Origin of the sequence: Psychrobacter sp. ANT_H59, from assembly GCF_008369225.1 — a bacterium.
In the GTDB taxonomy this organism is placed as follows: domain Bacteria; phylum Pseudomonadota; class Gammaproteobacteria; order Pseudomonadales; family Moraxellaceae; genus Psychrobacter; species Psychrobacter cryohalolentis.
On the sequence record NZ_VOBE01000004.1, the window covers coordinates 84,733 to 99,387 of the forward strand.

At 42.3% G+C, this 14,655-nt stretch carries 14 protein-coding genes; 8 read left to right on the forward strand and 6 right to left on the reverse strand.

Annotated elements, in window-relative coordinates; all coding sequences use genetic code 11:
• Window positions 1-126: 126 nt before the first annotated feature.
• Together ccoS and FQ083_RS07940 are read left to right on the forward strand one after the other, a co-directional pair.
• Window positions 127-429 (forward strand): cbb3-type cytochrome oxidase assembly protein CcoS, encoded by a 303-nt coding sequence (ccoS, locus tag FQ083_RS07935; protein WP_149409474.1) that lies wholly within the window; start codon window positions 127-129, stop codon window positions 427-429.
• A gap of 97 nt (window positions 430-526) precedes the next feature.
• Complete coding sequence (locus FQ083_RS07940; RefSeq protein WP_149409475.1) at window positions 527-1,339, forward strand: sulfite exporter TauE/SafE family protein; 813 nt, start codon at window positions 527-529, stop codon at window positions 1,337-1,339.
• A gap of 152 nt (window positions 1,340-1,491) precedes the next feature.
• Here the strand turns inward: FQ083_RS07940 and FQ083_RS07945 are convergent, their stop codons facing one another.
• Together FQ083_RS07945 and FQ083_RS07950 are read right to left on the reverse strand one after the other, a co-directional pair.
• Window positions 1,492-2,646: a DEAD/DEAH box helicase gene (locus tag FQ083_RS07945; RefSeq protein WP_011513805.1), complete on the reverse strand. Its 1,155-nt coding sequence runs from the start codon at window positions 2,644-2,646 to the stop codon at window positions 1,492-1,494.
• A gap of 257 nt (window positions 2,647-2,903) precedes the next feature.
• Window positions 2,904-3,119: a cold-shock protein gene (locus FQ083_RS07950; RefSeq protein WP_011513806.1), complete on the reverse strand. Its 216-nt coding sequence runs from the start codon at window positions 3,117-3,119 to the stop codon at window positions 2,904-2,906.
• Window positions 3,120-3,599: 480 nt separating this feature from the next.
• On the opposite strand from FQ083_RS07950, the gene aroQ reads away from it, so the two are divergent.
• Together aroQ and FQ083_RS07960 are read left to right on the forward strand one after the other, a co-directional pair.
• On the forward strand, window positions 3,600-4,136 hold the full coding sequence (aroQ, locus tag FQ083_RS07955) for a type II 3-dehydroquinate dehydratase (RefSeq protein WP_011513807.1): 537 nt from the start codon (window positions 3,600-3,602) through the stop codon (window positions 4,134-4,136).
• Window positions 4,137-4,325: 189 nt separating this feature from the next.
• Window positions 4,326-5,627: an ABC1 kinase family protein gene (locus FQ083_RS07960; protein ID WP_149409476.1), complete on the forward strand. Its 1,302-nt coding sequence runs from the start codon at window positions 4,326-4,328 to the stop codon at window positions 5,625-5,627.
• Window positions 5,628-5,671: 44 nt separating this feature from the next.
• Here FQ083_RS07960 and FQ083_RS07965 read toward each other — a convergent pair whose 3' ends face one another.
• Window positions 5,672-6,502: an ion transporter gene (locus FQ083_RS07965; RefSeq protein WP_011513809.1), complete on the reverse strand. Its 831-nt coding sequence runs from the start codon at window positions 6,500-6,502 to the stop codon at window positions 5,672-5,674.
• Between the two features lie 353 nt (window positions 6,503-6,855).
• Between FQ083_RS07965 and FQ083_RS07970 the strand changes: the two genes are divergently transcribed.
• Window positions 6,856-7,605, forward strand: coding sequence for a YebC/PmpR family DNA-binding transcriptional regulator (locus FQ083_RS07970; protein ID WP_011513810.1), 750 nt, complete (start codon window positions 6,856-6,858; stop codon window positions 7,603-7,605).
• 92 nt (window positions 7,606-7,697) lie between these two features.
• On the opposite strand, the gene FQ083_RS07975 is transcribed toward FQ083_RS07970, so the two are convergent.
• Both FQ083_RS07975 and ftsY read right to left on the reverse strand, forming a co-directional pair.
• Window positions 7,698-8,270 carry a methylated-DNA--[protein]-cysteine S-methyltransferase gene (locus FQ083_RS07975; RefSeq protein ID WP_149409477.1) on the reverse strand — a complete coding sequence of 191 codons (573 nt, stop codon included), beginning with the start codon at window positions 8,268-8,270 and terminating at the stop codon, window positions 7,698-7,700.
• Between the two features lie 66 nt (window positions 8,271-8,336).
• On the reverse strand, window positions 8,337-9,431 hold the full coding sequence (gene ftsY / locus FQ083_RS12900) for a signal recognition particle-docking protein FtsY (RefSeq protein ID WP_188004097.1): 1,095 nt from the start codon (window positions 9,429-9,431) through the stop codon (window positions 8,337-8,339).
• Window positions 9,432-10,151: 720 nt separating this feature from the next.
• Here ftsY and FQ083_RS12675 point away from each other — a divergent pair.
• From FQ083_RS12675 to FQ083_RS07990, 3 genes are all read left to right on the forward strand, one after another.
• Entirely contained in the window at window positions 10,152-10,304 is a 153-nt protein-coding gene (locus tag FQ083_RS12675) for a hypothetical protein (RefSeq protein WP_188004094.1), read from the forward strand.
• A 245-nt stretch (window positions 10,305-10,549) separates the two neighbouring features.
• Window positions 10,550-12,031, forward strand: coding sequence for a M16 family metallopeptidase (locus FQ083_RS07985; protein WP_133104587.1), 1,482 nt, complete (start codon window positions 10,550-10,552; stop codon window positions 12,029-12,031).
• Between the two features lie 83 nt (window positions 12,032-12,114).
• Entirely contained in the window at window positions 12,115-13,662 is a 1,548-nt protein-coding gene (locus FQ083_RS07990) for a M16 family metallopeptidase (protein WP_149409479.1), read from the forward strand.
• An 84-nt stretch (window positions 13,663-13,746) separates the two neighbouring features.
• Here the strand turns inward: FQ083_RS07990 and FQ083_RS07995 are convergent, their stop codons facing one another.
• Window positions 13,747-14,613 (reverse strand): D-Ala-D-Ala carboxypeptidase family metallohydrolase, encoded by an 867-nt coding sequence (locus FQ083_RS07995; protein WP_410477359.1) that lies wholly within the window; start codon window positions 14,611-14,613, stop codon window positions 13,747-13,749.
• Window positions 14,614-14,655: the final 42 nt, after the last annotated feature.

Below are 14,655 nucleotides of genomic sequence, written 5' to 3' on the forward strand. Positions count from 1 at the left end.
TGTATCTCAATTTTAGAAACATACCCTCATAACTATCTACCTTTTTCCCTTTGTCCTTACAGGTCAACCATCTCACTGGCAACAGGTGTATAATAGTAAAAGAAACTGCGATTAAAGAGATGTGCCATGCTCAGTATATTTTTACTAATTCCATTAAGTCTCATGCTGTTTGTGGTCGCGATTTGGGCAGTACGTTATGCGGTCAAATCCAATCAATTTGAGGATTTGGATAACGCCTCCCAGCGCATTATTTTAGATGATCGTCAAGAACGTCGACAAGTCATACAAGCTCAAGAAAATGTAACACCTATTCAAGAAGTAAAAGAAGTGAGCGATACTACTTCGATTGAAAAAGAATCTAATAAGCTAAATAATGCGCATATTGTCGCCCCTCCTCTCTCTGATACAGACAAGAACTCAAAAACATAGCCTTGGGCTATTTTACTAATGCGTTACCCACTTATTCTATCTGCATAAGACAGTGGTAAGTCGGTACGCTTTTTACCATTTTTAGGAGTACCTTCCCATGACCACAGCTTTACTCGTTGCGGCATTATTAATGGGTTTTTTTGGTTCGCCGCATTGCTTAGGTATGTGTGGCGGCTTAGTAACTGCCTTTGGTCTGTCGATGAAAGATGTCAGCCCCGCCAAGCGCCGTGCATTGGTGGCGACCTATCATTTCGGTCGCTTAACCAGCTACGCATTTTTGGGTTTGATCGCAGGACTGTTAGGTACTGCCGTATTACAACCACTGATGCAAGGCAATAGTGCACCACGTATTTTGCTTGGTTTGGTATTGGTGTTCGTCGGCATGACCATGCTTGGTGCACCATTTTTAAAGAGACTTGAGCGTTTTGGTATGCGATTTTGGCAATACCTAAGCCCTATTCGTCAAAAAGTATTTCCACTCAATACTTTCCCGCGAGCATTGTCTGCCGGTCTTCTATGGGGATTCTTACCTTGTGGCTTAGTCTATGGCGCCCTACTTATCGCTGTGGTCGCGCACAATCCTCTCAGCGGTGCTGCCTTGATGTTCGTCTTTGGCTTAGGAACCGTACCGATGTTAGTTGCTACTCATGAGACCGTTGGTTGGTTACGGGATAAGATTGGACGTTTTCGCTTAAGACAGCTTAATGGTGCTGTGATGGTATTATCAGGTTTGGCTGTGGTCTTCGTTCCTATCGCCATGTCCAGTATGCATGGTAATCATGGCGGCGGTCATAGCATGGGCATGGCGCATGGTGATACTATGATGATGACTGATACGGATAATACGACTCACCACGATATGAGCCAAATGGATCACAGTATGCACAATGACTCGGAGACGATGGAATAGCATTACTAATCAATGATAATTGCTTAATGTTATAACCAATATTACATGCATAAAAAAAGCCCTTAATGATTTATCAAGGGCTTTTTTTATCAGTCAACAATTTTAAATAGTTTGATGAATAATGTATTGGCTGAGTTCTAAATATTAAGTACTTAAGGCTGCCACTGTTCAAGCTTAAACTTCGTATCCAAATGCTTCTCTAATGCCGGTATATTAAAGGCATCATCTTCGCTGACAAAGCTAATACTAATACCGGTTTGCCCGGCGCGCCCAGTACGACCAATACGATGTACATAGTCATCTGGCTGATCTGGTAAGGTATAGTTAATCACATGGCTGACATCATCTACATGAATACCGCGCCCTGCTACATCCGTCGCGACCAAAACAGAGGCATGCCCGTCTTTAAAGCGCTGTAAATATTTTTCGCGTTTTTGTTGAATCACATCACCTGATAACATGACAATTTTATGTCCCTGACGCAGCTTATGATATAGGCGCTTTACTTGGTCTTTACGATTGGCAAAAATAATGACCTTTTCTACCGTACTATCCGTGATAATACGCTCAACCGCTTCTAGCTTCTGATCTTCGGTTAAGAGATAAAAATGTTGGTCTACCAGCTCACTGGTTTTATGCTCAGGCTCAATCTCAACAAACTCTGGCTCATGTAACCAGCGATAAGCCAAACCCATCACATCTTGGTTAAAGGTAGCAGAAAACAATAAACTTTGACGGTCGGTATTGGGCGGCATGCGACCGACTAAGCGTTTGATATCGGGTATAAACCCCATATCGAGCATGCGGTCTGCTTCATCTAATACTAGCACCTCTACGCGGTCTAAATAGACCATACCTTTGTGCATCAAATCAATCAAACGACCAGGTGTGGCAATCAAGATATCGACGTATTGACGCTCAAGCTCATGCTGCTGGGTTTCATAATTGGTACCACCCATAATACAAACGCTATGCAAAGAAGTATATTTGGTCAAAGCGATACAATCATCGAATATTTGCTGAGCAAGCTCACGGGTGGGTGCCATAACGACGGCACGTGGCTCACCTAAATGACGTTCTTCATCAGCGGCAAACGGACGCTTAAGTAACGCCTCCATAATCGTCAATAAAAATGTAGCCGTCTTGCCCGTACCCGTTTGCGCCTGTCCGATCGCATCTTGGTTTGCCAGCGTATGCGGCAGTATTTTTGCTTGAATCGGCGTCAATTCAGTAAAACCTAAGTCACTTACTGCACGCAAGGTCGCTGCTGAAAGTGGCAAATCCGTAAACGTCGTAAAGTTACTCAAAAAAATATCCTTTTATATAAATCGCTTGTGTATCATAAATAAATGAGAGGCTATAAGGCTTAACGGTTTATAGCAACGATTAGTCAGCAGGCAAGCCCTATAAAACTGATAAGCATAAAAAAGCCAAGCCCCATGTCGATGCTTACCAAGTATGCTGCGTTAAAATCAACATAAGTAAGACAGGACGAGCTTGACTCAGTAGTATATCAGTAGTTTGTACAGACATTATAGCTAAACTGCACGAATGACTGTTACGATTACTCTTCTACTTTTCTGACTTCTTCAGCTTGTAGGCCTTTATCACCTTCTACTACACTGAACTCAACTTTTTCGCCGTCTTTTAGAGAGCGATAACCATCACCTTGGATCGCGCGGAAATGCACAAAAATATCTTCTCCGCTATCACGTTGAATGAAACCAAAGCCTTTTGAGTCATTAAACCACTTAACGATACCTTGCTCGCGAGCTGACATAATATTACTTCCTAAAAAGTTTACTTAGTCCCAAATTCCTTTGCATCATTGCATATAAACGGGTACCAAGATGATGAAATCAAAACTTAAAAGTGACTATCTAATACAGTATTAGCGAAATATGAAAGCCTTATACTTACTTTTAGTATTTAGTCATTTTAATGCCTCTAGTCTTTGATAGAAACTAAAACTACTTTATCAAAAAAGTGTTAATTATCTACCAAACTAGAGTTAGCAACAAACATGTAATGTTTATTGTGTAAAAAATATCATAACACGGGTTTTTAGCAACACAAAGGCTTTTAAGATGATTTTTATACCTCGATCTATTTTTTGGAATTATTTTTTTATAAGTTATCTTGCAAGCTGTTAATATAAAAGGATAGAGAGCGCTATGTTTCCTAACACCTGTTATTGTAGTACGCTTATACTCACCAATAATTTATCTAGACATATTCATTGCTACTCATAGAGACCATTATGACCGCCTCATCTCAATCAGCAACGACCAGCACTGCTTCCCATAAAAAAGCCAATAAAACCCTTACTCATAAGCTATTATTGATTAATGGTGTCAATCTAAATCTACTCGGCAAACGTGAGCCTGATATTTATGGTCATATGACGCTTGCTGATATTGAGAGTGCTTTAATCAAGCGCGCCGCGGCACATGGTATTGAGCTAATTTGTAGTCAGTCGAATCACGAAGGCAAACTGGTCGATGATATTCAGTATTACGGTCTATTGGCAGAGCCAAGCGCACAGATCGATGCCATAATCATCAATCCTGCTGCTTTTACTCATACGTCTGTTGCGATACGCGATGCGCTACTTGCTACCCAAAAGCCATTTATAGAAGTGCATCTATCGAACGTCCACGCACGTGAATCGTTTCGCGAGCATTCTTATTTATGTGATGTAGCAGTTGGCGTGATTTGTGGCTTGGGGCATTTGGGCTATGATATGGCATTGGATTATTGGCTGACCCATACTTATGCAATAACACTGAATAAGTAGTTTAATGGCGTTAAGGTTTTTATCTAAATAATACTGCCGAACACATGACAAAAATTACTGCGACAAGTACTACACAAACCGTTATTGCGATACTTTAGCACAGTAGTTAAACAGCATTCATTCGATTAAAATAATAATATTAGGGGTTAAATAATAACCCACTAAATACCCCACTATATGGTGATAGGCATGGCAAAATCGTCCGGAACGCGCTTTATGAAACTTGCTGGTATGACAGCAAGTATTGCTGGAAAAGCAGCTAAAAACTCCTTAAAGCATCTCTCAAGTGACGAAGAAAAACGCCTACAAGCGCGCTCAGAATTGATGCAAGATGTCGGTATTCAAATCGCTGAAACTTTAGGTGAGATGAAAGGTGCGGTCATGAAGGTAGGTCAAATTGCCTCTCAGTATAAAGATGTGTTTCCACCTGAAGTTGCAACCGCATTAGAGAAACTGCAAAAAGATGCACCGGCGATGCCCTATGCGCAGATACGCGTACAAGTTGAACGTGAGCTCAAAGCGCCTATTCATGAATTGTTTACTGAATTCGAAGAAATGCCATTTGCTGCAGCTTCCATCGGACAGGTACATCGCGCAATTTTGCCATCTGGACAAAGGGTTGTGGTTAAGGTGCAATACCCTGATGTCGATAAAAATTGTGATAGCGACCTAAAACAAGTCCGTATGGCACTAAAAATCGCTGGCGTGCTCAATATGAGTAAGCAATTGCAAGAGCAGTTATTTCACGAAATTCGCCAAAGCTTACATGATGAGCTTGATTATATTAAAGAGGCGCATAATCTGCGGGTATTTGGCGCTTTTCATGCCGAAGATACGGGTCTCATTATCCCAAAAGTGATTAGCAGTCACTCTTCTAAAAGAATCTTGACCTTGACAGAAGAGAGCGGCGAAACCTTAACAGTGGCAGCAACGTGGGATAATGATATTAAGCAGAAAATCGCAGTGCGCTTGTTTCATTTTACCGCAGGGCAGCTGTTTGGGTTATATCGAATGCACTGCGACCCTCATCCGGGCAACTTTGCGTTCCGTGCTGATGGCAGTGTAGTTGCCTATGATTTTGGCGGGATTCGTAGCTATAGCGACAGCGAAGTTCAATTATTTCGCCGATTTGCCAAGCATGCCTTAAAAGGTGATGTCACTGCCCTTGAGCAAGATTTGGTTGCTCTGGATATACGCCGTGAAGACGATAAAATCGTACCGGGTGAGTTTTATGGAAAATGGTTAGAGATTGGGCTGAAACCCTTATCTATCAAACCCTATCAAGACGGTAATTTTGATTTTGCAAGCAGTCAAACCCATCATGAAGCCATCGCCCAAATGCGCACTTCTTTGAAATACTTTGGACAGTTTCAACCATCAGCCTCTACGATGATGCTCGATCGTACTATATCAGGACAATACTGGAACCTAGTCAATCTAGGAGTGACGATAGATTTGTCGCCACTGGTACATGAATATATAGGTTTTTAGAGCGTTAAATGGCTATAAATATATAGGACAAGTTTTAGTATTGGTTATACATGCAAGGCATGTCCACAGCGGTCACAAAAATCCGCACCTACGGCGTGACCAAATTTACCACAGTTCGGACACGTGACAGGATTGAGCTGCGGGCGCATATTACGTGCAAGCTCTGAGGTGAAAATCCCTGTTGGTACAGCAATGATTGAGTAACCTGTAATCATGACCATGGTTGCAATGGCTTGCCCTAAGGGTGTTTTTGGTGACATGTCTCCGTAACCAACCGTCGTCATGGTAACAACTGCCCAGTAGATAGATAGCGGAATACTGGTAAAGCCGTTTTCTGGTCCTTCTACGACATAGATAATCGAGCCAAAAATGGTGACCAGTAACACCAATGACAAGAAAAATACCGTGATTTTTTGCTGACTGGTTCTAAGCGCAGACGCCAAAAACCCTGCTTGTTGCATATAGGCTTCAAGCTTAAGTACCCGAAAGATACGCAAAATACGTAAGATACGAATGACAAGCAAGTATTGTACGCCCACAAACATTAAGCTTAAGTAGCTCGGTAGTACGGACAATAAATCCACTATCCCAAAAAAACTAAACACGTAACGAAAACGATTGGGTGCTGAGAACAACCTGAGCATATACTCAATCGTAAACAAAATAGTAAAAAACCATTCTGCATATAGAAACAGCGTGCCATACTGCAAGCGCATATAGAGCACACTATCGAGCATCACGACCGCCACACTGGCCAAAATCGCGATCAACAATACAATATCAAACAGCTTACCCAAACGAGTATCTGTACCTTCAATAATAATATGAATGCGGTTACGCAAATGAGTAACGGCTTCGGTATTCGGCTGCTTCATAAAGTCAATCAAATCATAGGATCAATGGATATCTAAAACCGGACAACTTAGGCGTATATGCGTAAGCTAAGATTGGTCAAAATACGTGAAAGTGGTTTATAATATTGAAAGTAATGTGGTTATTGGCTGCTATCCGTCACTACGAGAATAATCGATGACGAGTCAAAAGCCAGAACATAGCAGTGTAGCAAAAAAGCGCTATTAACAACATACAAATCGTTAACTTAGCGACAGATCACTTACCTGAGCTTAACAGCGCAATCAGGTAATAAAACTGCTGTAGCTATAAAAAATTTTTACCAATAAATGTTTTAGCTGTACAATACATCACTCGTAATACTTAAGGACGTCATATGGCAGGCCATTCAAAATGGGCAAATATCAAACACCGTAAAGCCCGTCAGGATGCGGTAAAAGGTAAAGTATTTACCAAAATTATTCGTGAAATTGTTTCTGCTGCCAAGCAAGGTGATCCTGACCCTGATAAGAATCCGCGCCTACGTGCGGTCATTGAAAAAGCCCTGTCCGTCAATATGACAAGAGACACCATCAATCGTGCGGTAGCTCGTGGTACAGGCGGCGATGACAATGACAATATGGACGAAGTCAGCTATGAAGGTTATGGCATCGGCGGCGTCGCAGTATTAGTCGAAACCATGACTGACAATCTCAATCGGACAGTCAGTGAAGTACGCCATGCTTTTACCAAAAATGATGGCAATCTGGGTACTACTGGCTCTGTGGCTTACCTATTCAATAAACGCGGTGAAATAAGCTTTAATGACACAAGTTTAGAAGATGAAGTTATGCTAGTGGCATTAGATGCAGGCGCGCTTGATATCGAAAATGATGGCGAAAGCTTGCTTGTCATCACTGAGTGGGAAAATTTCGGTCATGTTAAAGACGCGCTTAATGCTGCTGGTTTAGTCTCTGACAATGCTGAAGTAACCATGTCGCCATCAACCAGTGCTGAAATAGACAACGTTGCAGATGCCGAAAAAGTCATGAAGATGATTGATATGTTAGAAGATATCGATGATGTGCAAGAAGTTTATAGCAACGTCAATTTTTCAGACGAAGTCATGGCACAGCTTGAGCAGTAATTTTTGTATTTTGTATTAAAAAAGCCAAACGTTTTTAGCGTTTGGCTTTTTTGTTCAACAATATGTGACATGTGACGAGCAATTACTTCAAACTAAGCTTTGCACGTGACGCCTTCAAGCGCTAACAAATGCGTTTTCTTATCTAAGCCGCCTGTATAACCACCAAGTTTGCCGTCGCTTGCAATAACACGATGACACGGAACGACAATACTAAAAGGGTTTTTACTATTGGCATTCGCAACCGCACGAAAGCCTTTGGGACTATCGACATTTTGTGCCAGCGTTGCATAGCTAATCGTCTTGCCATAACCAATATCTTGTAGTGCTTGCCAAACTCGCTGCTGAAATTTAGTTCCTAGGCTCATATCTAGTGACAAATCGAATGCTTGACGCTCACCGTTAAAATACTCCTTTAATTGTGCTATAGCCTCTATTAATAATGCTTGAGTAGGTTCATTTTTGCTTAGGCTATCTTTATCTATGAATGTAAAACTCTGATCGTCAATACCATAATGCTTTTTAAGCTTGGGAATAGATTTCGAACTGTGCCAAGAATCACCTGCCAGCAGCCAATTGACTTCAACCAGCTTAGGACTGCTATGCTCATTGGCACTCGCAATTAATGTTAACTGATTAGATCCAAAAGCGGCTGTGGTGACTATCATGACTACTCCTTTTCAAATCGTTATATTTTCAAGACTTGAGTATTGACTAAAATAAACGGTTGAGCGCTATTCTTTGTCATCAGTTTCAAACAGCGCGGCGACAAATTGTTTTGGACTAAAGGCACGCAGATCATCAATCGACTCACCTACGCCAATATAACGAATAGGCACATCTGTCGTTTCGGCAATATTAAAGACCACACCGCCTTTGGCAGTCCCGTCTAGTTTAGTAATCGTGATTCCGGTTAATGGTACCACTTTATTAAATAATTCCACTTGATTAATGGCATTTTGACCCGTGCCAGCATCAAGCACAATCATGCCTTCATGTGGCGCGCTTGGATCAGCTTTGCGCATCACACGTACGACTTTTTCGAGCTCTGCCATTAGATGGGTTTTATTCTGTAAACGTCCAGCAGTATCGGCAATTAACACATCGATATTTTTTGCTTTAGCAGATTGCATGGCATCAAAGATAACTGATGCACTATCAGAGCCATGACCTTGCGCCACAACTGGAATATGATTACGCTCACCCCAGATTTGCAGCTGTTCAGTAGCTGCTGCGCGGAAAGTGTCCCCTGCTGCTAAAATTACAGACTTACCCTCGCCTTGCAAACGTTTGGCAAGTTTACCGATAGTCGTCGTTTTACCTACGCCATTCACGCCTACGACCAAGATAACAAATGGTTTTTTACTGCTATCAATAATAAGCGGCGCAACTTTCGGCGTTAAGATATCGACCAATTCAGTCTGCAATGCCTTGTATAGTGAATGCGCGTAGATTAAATCACCGCGATCTGTCTGCTCAGTAAGGCTTTTGATAATACGATTGGTTGCATTGACACCGATATCAGCCACCAACAGTTGGTCTTCAACCTCTTCTAATAGCTCATCATCAATCTCTTTGCCTCCAATAAGGATACTGACCATCCCTTCGGCTAAGTTCTTACGCGACTTACTTAAACCGGTTTTCATCCGGTTAAACCAGCTGCCTTTTTTGCTGCTTTCTTGTTCCTCTTGCAACGCTTTATTTGCTTGCGACTCTACTGGAATCGTTTGCTGTGGCTCAGAAGACGCTTGATTACTACTACTATTAATGCTACTTGCACTGCTAGGCGTAACGCTTGGCAGATCCCCTAATTGTGCTTGTAAGGGCATAGTAGGGATTTTTGATCCAGAGACAGCTGGTGTTGTCTTCTCTGTTTCATTGGTATTTGCAAAGCTCTCTGAGGTATTGTCTGTATGACTCTGCTTTTGCGTCATGAGGATAGGCGCGCCTAGGGCAATGCTCTCAGCTGCATCGGTGCTTGATACTTGCTTATTGACTGTAGGCGTTACTGGCTCATCGCTATTACTTACCTCGTTTCTTTCAGACGCATCGATAATAGGGACAGATTGCACTGGCAGACTGGGTAAGGTAATATCATCGTCATCTAATTCATCAAGTCCGCTGTCAAGATTAATGACCACACGATTGCTATTATTGGGGTTATTCATAATTTTGCCCTAAAGTTCATCAGTATCAGTAATATGTTTATGGTAAAACCGGATCTGTATATCGTTGTATTGTCCGTTTTCTATGATTCAATGCAGAGATTATTTTTAGTCTAGTTTAGCATAATTCAAGTTGAGCTCAGCCTTTCGCATCCTAGATTGCTTGTAAATGGCAAAAATCATCAAGTGATACAAAAGCACTATTAAACCTTTAGCGTGAAAAAGATGATAAATAAGATCGCTCATTGAGCAAGTTTCGCTTAAGGTTTGGACACATAAATCTGACCTTTGCGATGGCAAACTTCGCCTACTCTTAGCAAAGCTAATTAAATACCTGTTTATACCCTTTATCTCCATGCTTCTTACTTATATTAGGAATGTCTTATGTTGTCTTTATCCAATCATTATAAAAACATTACCCATATCACTGCTGCTTTATTACTGGCGACGATGGCAATATCAGCGACAGGTTGTAACACGACTCAAGAATTCAAGCCGACTGCCAGTGTCATGGTTGGTGCGCACAAATCTTTATGATGGTATAAGTATCAGTACCATGATGAAAATAGATATATAGTCAATTCAATTTAAAAAGAACACAGTACTGCTGGGATAAATTTTACGAAGCCTCTGGAGTGCGAAGCGCACAGCAAGCGAGAGAAATTTATCCCAGCATAATGCTATTCTGAACGTAACTCTTTTATATTGAACTCACTATACGCTCTCATCCATTTATAAGCTGCCCGTTTAAAAGTCTTCCTTTTATATAAGTAGAACATACCATGTCTGTCCCTTTATCTCGAACCACACTCTCTTTACGTCTTGCATCTGCCTTAGCCATGGCGACCACACTTGCCGCTTGTCAAACCAGTACCATTAACGCCAATCCTATGACTGCGGTCAAGCATCCAGTGCCTGAAAATATAGTTACCAAGGACGCTCAGCCATCATCAGCGCTGACTATGGATATCTCTGGTCGCCATGAATATCAGCTGGAAAACGGTCTAAAAATAATCGTCAAAGAAGATCATCGTGCGCCTGTGGTGATGACTCAGATTTGGTATCGGGTTGGCTCAGCTGATGAGCCGGTCAATAAAGGTGGTATCTCGCATGTGCTTGAGCATATGATGTTTAAAGGCACTAGTAACGTTTCAAGCGCTGATTATGAACGCTTAATTGCTAAGTTTGGCGGCGTCAATAATGCCTTTACTAGCTATGATTATACGGGTTATTACGAGCTATTCCCTGCCAACCGTTTTCCTTTAGCACTTGAGCTTGAAGCAGATCGGATGAAAAACTTAGTATTTAATGAAAAAGAGTTTGCTAAAGAGCATCAAGTTGTCATGGAGGAGCGTCGTCAGCGTACTGATGATAATCCACTTGCCAAGGCTTATGAGTCATTTCGTTTGCTGGCCTTGCCAAATAGCCCCAAAGGCGAGTCAGTCATCGGACCTATGAATGAGCTTGAATCGATTACGCTCTCAGACTTAAAAGACTGGTATAAAACATGGTATGCACCAAATAATGCCACCTTGGTTATTGTTGGCGACGTTGAGCCCACTGAAGTCTTAACCCAAGTAAAGCGCTACTTTGGTGAGCTAAAACCGAGTAAGCTGCCAAAACGTTCTGCCGTTAATCAAAAAGGTTTTCGTGGTTATCAGCAAGTAGAATCCGAGCAAGCAGTACAAGTGCCTGTATTGCTTATGGGTTATAACGTGCCAAGTCTTGTGACAACAGATGCAAGCAATGAAAAACAAGCCTATGCACTATCGCTTGCGCAAGACGTATTGGATGGCGGTTTGTCAGCGCGCCTTGAGAGTCGATTGGTACGCGAGCAAGGGCTCCTGACCACAGTGGGTACGTCTTATGATCTATTAGATCGAGGCGACGGGCTATTTTTGATACAAGCGACTCCGCGTGAAGGCGTCAGCTTAGCGCAAGCGCAGCAATCTATCCTCTCTGAAATAGAAAAGCTTAAAACCGATCCAATTGCCACCGATGAAATTGAGCGCGCCAAAACCAATACGGTCACTGGTCTGGTATACGCGCAAGACAGCATGGAAGGTCAAGCGCGTATAATTGGCTCACTACAATCTATCGGTCTCGATGATAGGTTACTTGCTCAGCTACCCACCAAAATGGATACCGTAACGGTTGCAGACATACAAGCAGCTAGTAAAAAGTATTTGGTCAAAGACAATTTGACGGTCATGCATATTATCCCACCTAAAGAGCCAGTCAAAAAGGTCGTTAAGAAAAAATAAGGGTACTGTAATATTGGATAATGTTATCAAATATCATGACTCAAAATACCAATGACTAAAACACTATTAATAAGAAGAAAGATATGACTCAAAATCCTACTCTCCATGCTAAAAAGAATACTGTTCTGGTGTCATCAATAAAGCCAACATTTAAGCGACTACCCTATTTGAGCATGGGGTTATTTTTGGGGCTGACTACTTTGACCATGACCGCGCAGGCTGATGGCATTACTGGTGAGGATTATCGTACTCAGGCATCTGCAGTCGATATTAATGCACCTATTGCTGCGTTGTCTAAGCTGACTAGCCTCGATAATGCTAAGCCTTTAAAAGTTACCGTTCCAAAGATTCAACAGTTTAAGACCAAAGCGGGTGTGCCAGTACTTTTTGTACCGACGACGGCATTACCCATTATCGACATCGATTTACGTTTTAATGCTGGTAGCGCGCGCGATGGCAGTATCAGTAGCACAGGTTTTGGTATCGCCAATATGACAGCGACTATGCTCGAACAAGGCTCCAAACGTTTAGATGAAAATGAATTTACTCGCGCGGTTGAAACCTTAGGTATCAATCTAGGCAGCAGTGCCTATAAAGATATGTTTACGGTCTCATTACGCAGTTTATCTGACGATAAACATCTATTACCTGCCATCGATTTGATGACCCAAATGCTCACCGAACCAAGTTTTAATGAGCAAATTCTAGCTCGTAATAAAGCCCGTTTATTGGTCGGCTTGCAGCAGCAAAAACAAGACCCAAACAGCCTTGCCAGCCTTGCTTTTGATAAAGCACTCTATGGCGGCCATCCTTATGCTCATCCTTCTGTTGGCACCCTTGAAACAGTACCTAATATCACAAGACAACAGCTGATAGACTTTAAAAATCGCTATCTGGTTGCCGCCAACGCTAGCCTTTCTATGACAGGTAATCTCACTTTAACGCAAGCCAAAAAACTGGCAGAAAACATCACGGCGGGTTTACCTACTGGTCAAGCAGCGCCTATTCTGCCTGAACCAAAACCATTGACGAAGTCTCAGCATATTCATATTCCCTTTCCTAGCACTCAAACGACAGTACTGATGGGGCAACTTGGTGATAAGCGTGCAACGGATCCGCAAGCGCAGCAAAAGCAAACCAGTTTTGCCGTTGGCAACGAGGTGCTCGCAGGGGGCGATTTTAATGCACGACTGATGACGGAAATCAGACAAAACCTTGGCTATACTTATGGTATTTCAGGCTCGATGAGTCCGATGCTGACACGCGGACCATATCAGATAGGTTTTTCGACGCGCAATGACAAGGCTCGTGCTGCGATTGATGCTAGCTTAGACGTTATTAATGACACGTTAAAAAATGGTATTACTAGTACTGAGATGAAGCTGACCACGGATAATTTAAAAAACAGCTTCCCAATGGGTTTTGCCAGTAACGCTGGTATTAATGGTTTGCTTGGTATGATGAATTTTTATCAGCTACCAACAAGCTATCTTAGCAACTATGTCAATCGTATCGAACAAGTCAAATTAGCAGAGGTGAATCAGACCCTGCGTGATACCTTAAAGCCTAATGACTTCTTAATTGTGACCGTTGGTGAGGTCAATCCTTGGGATAAGAAGGCGGCTAAATAGTTAATTTATCTTTCATAGTGCTATAAAAAAGCTCAGCCCATTATATATATACGGGCTGAGCTTTTTTCTATCTTAGAATTATCGTCAGTAGCGGCAGGCAGAGCTGCTACTGGCATGATTAAAGCCCCATTTACGATAACCATCGGTATCTAAATGTATAGCACCCGTAGAATACAACCCTAGACCAAAATTGTGCGACTGACCCTGATATTGCCAAAACTCACATAAGCTGTCTTGCATTCGGCTCAGCTGCCATGGATTACTTTCATAATCTGGCACCCAAATATCAATCGCGCCAGCTGTCATATGCTTACTACTACTCGCGCCGCCCGCGCAGTCATTTAATCCGGGACTACGATATACCGAGCGTATCTCACTGTTTGCTGGCAGAATCCCTTGGCTTTTCAGCTGACTGTATAGCTGCAATGTCGGTACAATGTTTGACCACAGCTCTTGAGGAGGCAGCTGATACGGCTCATAGCCACATTTGTCCCAACTGCGAGCGGTGGTCAGTAGCTGTGACAAAGGCGGTACGTTTCGAGCGCCGACACGCGCGCTTAAATAGCGCTGATAGTTTGCTACTTGGCTTGCGCGATAGCTATTACTGTTGAGCCAAGTATTAAAATCCATGCTGATAAAATCATTGTAATTGTTATTACCCGTGCTATAGGTGGTGTTATAACGCGGCGTACTTCTATTGGTAATGACACGTTTGTTCTCTTCTATTGATAAGCTGGCATCAAATTCAAACTCACGCTGCTTTTGCTGAATAAGTCCTTGCATACTATCGCCACTTGATCCGCTTAAAATAGTCACCCCTGCATTATAAGGCGCTCTTTGTGCAGATGGTGTGATATAGGTATTGGCATTGCTGTTGTTCACACTGCTACCCTGACGCACTTGGATACGGCGCTCACTATTATCACTAATAATAGCGGCATGGGCACTCATAGTGCTGGCACAAATACAGAGTGCAATAATAGGCCTATGGAT

Excerpts from the sequence above, each read along its gene's own strand:
- FQ083_RS07960 (WP_149409476.1), top strand. The coding sequence starts at position 4,326 with ATGGCAAAATCGTCCGGAACGCGCTTTATGAAACTTGCTGGTATGACA.
- FQ083_RS07995 (WP_410477359.1), bottom strand. The coding sequence starts at position 14,613 with ATGAGTGCCCATGCCGCTATTATTAGTGATAATAGTGAGCGCCGTATC.
- FQ083_RS07970 (WP_011513810.1), top strand. The coding sequence starts at position 6,856 with ATGGCAGGCCATTCAAAATGGGCAAATATCAAACACCGTAAAGCCCGT.
- aroQ (WP_011513807.1), top strand. The coding sequence starts at position 3,600 with ATGACCGCCTCATCTCAATCAGCAACGACCAGCACTGCTTCCCATAAA.
- FQ083_RS07975 (WP_149409477.1), bottom strand. The coding sequence starts at position 8,270 with ATGATAGTCACCACAGCCGCTTTTGGATCTAATCAGTTAACATTAATT.
- FQ083_RS07965 (WP_011513809.1), bottom strand. The coding sequence starts at position 6,502 with ATGAAGCAGCCGAATACCGAAGCCGTTACTCATTTGCGTAACCGCATT.
- FQ083_RS07985 (WP_133104587.1), top strand. The coding sequence starts at position 10,550 with ATGTCTGTCCCTTTATCTCGAACCACACTCTCTTTACGTCTTGCATCT.
- ftsY (WP_188004097.1), bottom strand. The coding sequence starts at position 9,431 with ATGCCCTTACAAGCACAATTAGGGGATCTGCCAAGCGTTACGCCTAGC.
- ccoS (WP_149409474.1), top strand. The coding sequence starts at position 127 with ATGCTCAGTATATTTTTACTAATTCCATTAAGTCTCATGCTGTTTGTG.
- FQ083_RS07950 (WP_011513806.1), bottom strand. The coding sequence starts at position 3,119 with ATGTCAGCTCGCGAGCAAGGTATCGTTAAGTGGTTTAATGACTCAAAA.
- FQ083_RS07990 (WP_149409479.1), top strand. The coding sequence starts at position 12,115 with ATGACTCAAAATCCTACTCTCCATGCTAAAAAGAATACTGTTCTGGTG.
- FQ083_RS12675 (WP_188004094.1), top strand. The coding sequence starts at position 10,152 with ATGTTGTCTTTATCCAATCATTATAAAAACATTACCCATATCACTGCT.
- FQ083_RS07940 (WP_149409475.1), top strand. The coding sequence starts at position 527 with ATGACCACAGCTTTACTCGTTGCGGCATTATTAATGGGTTTTTTTGGT.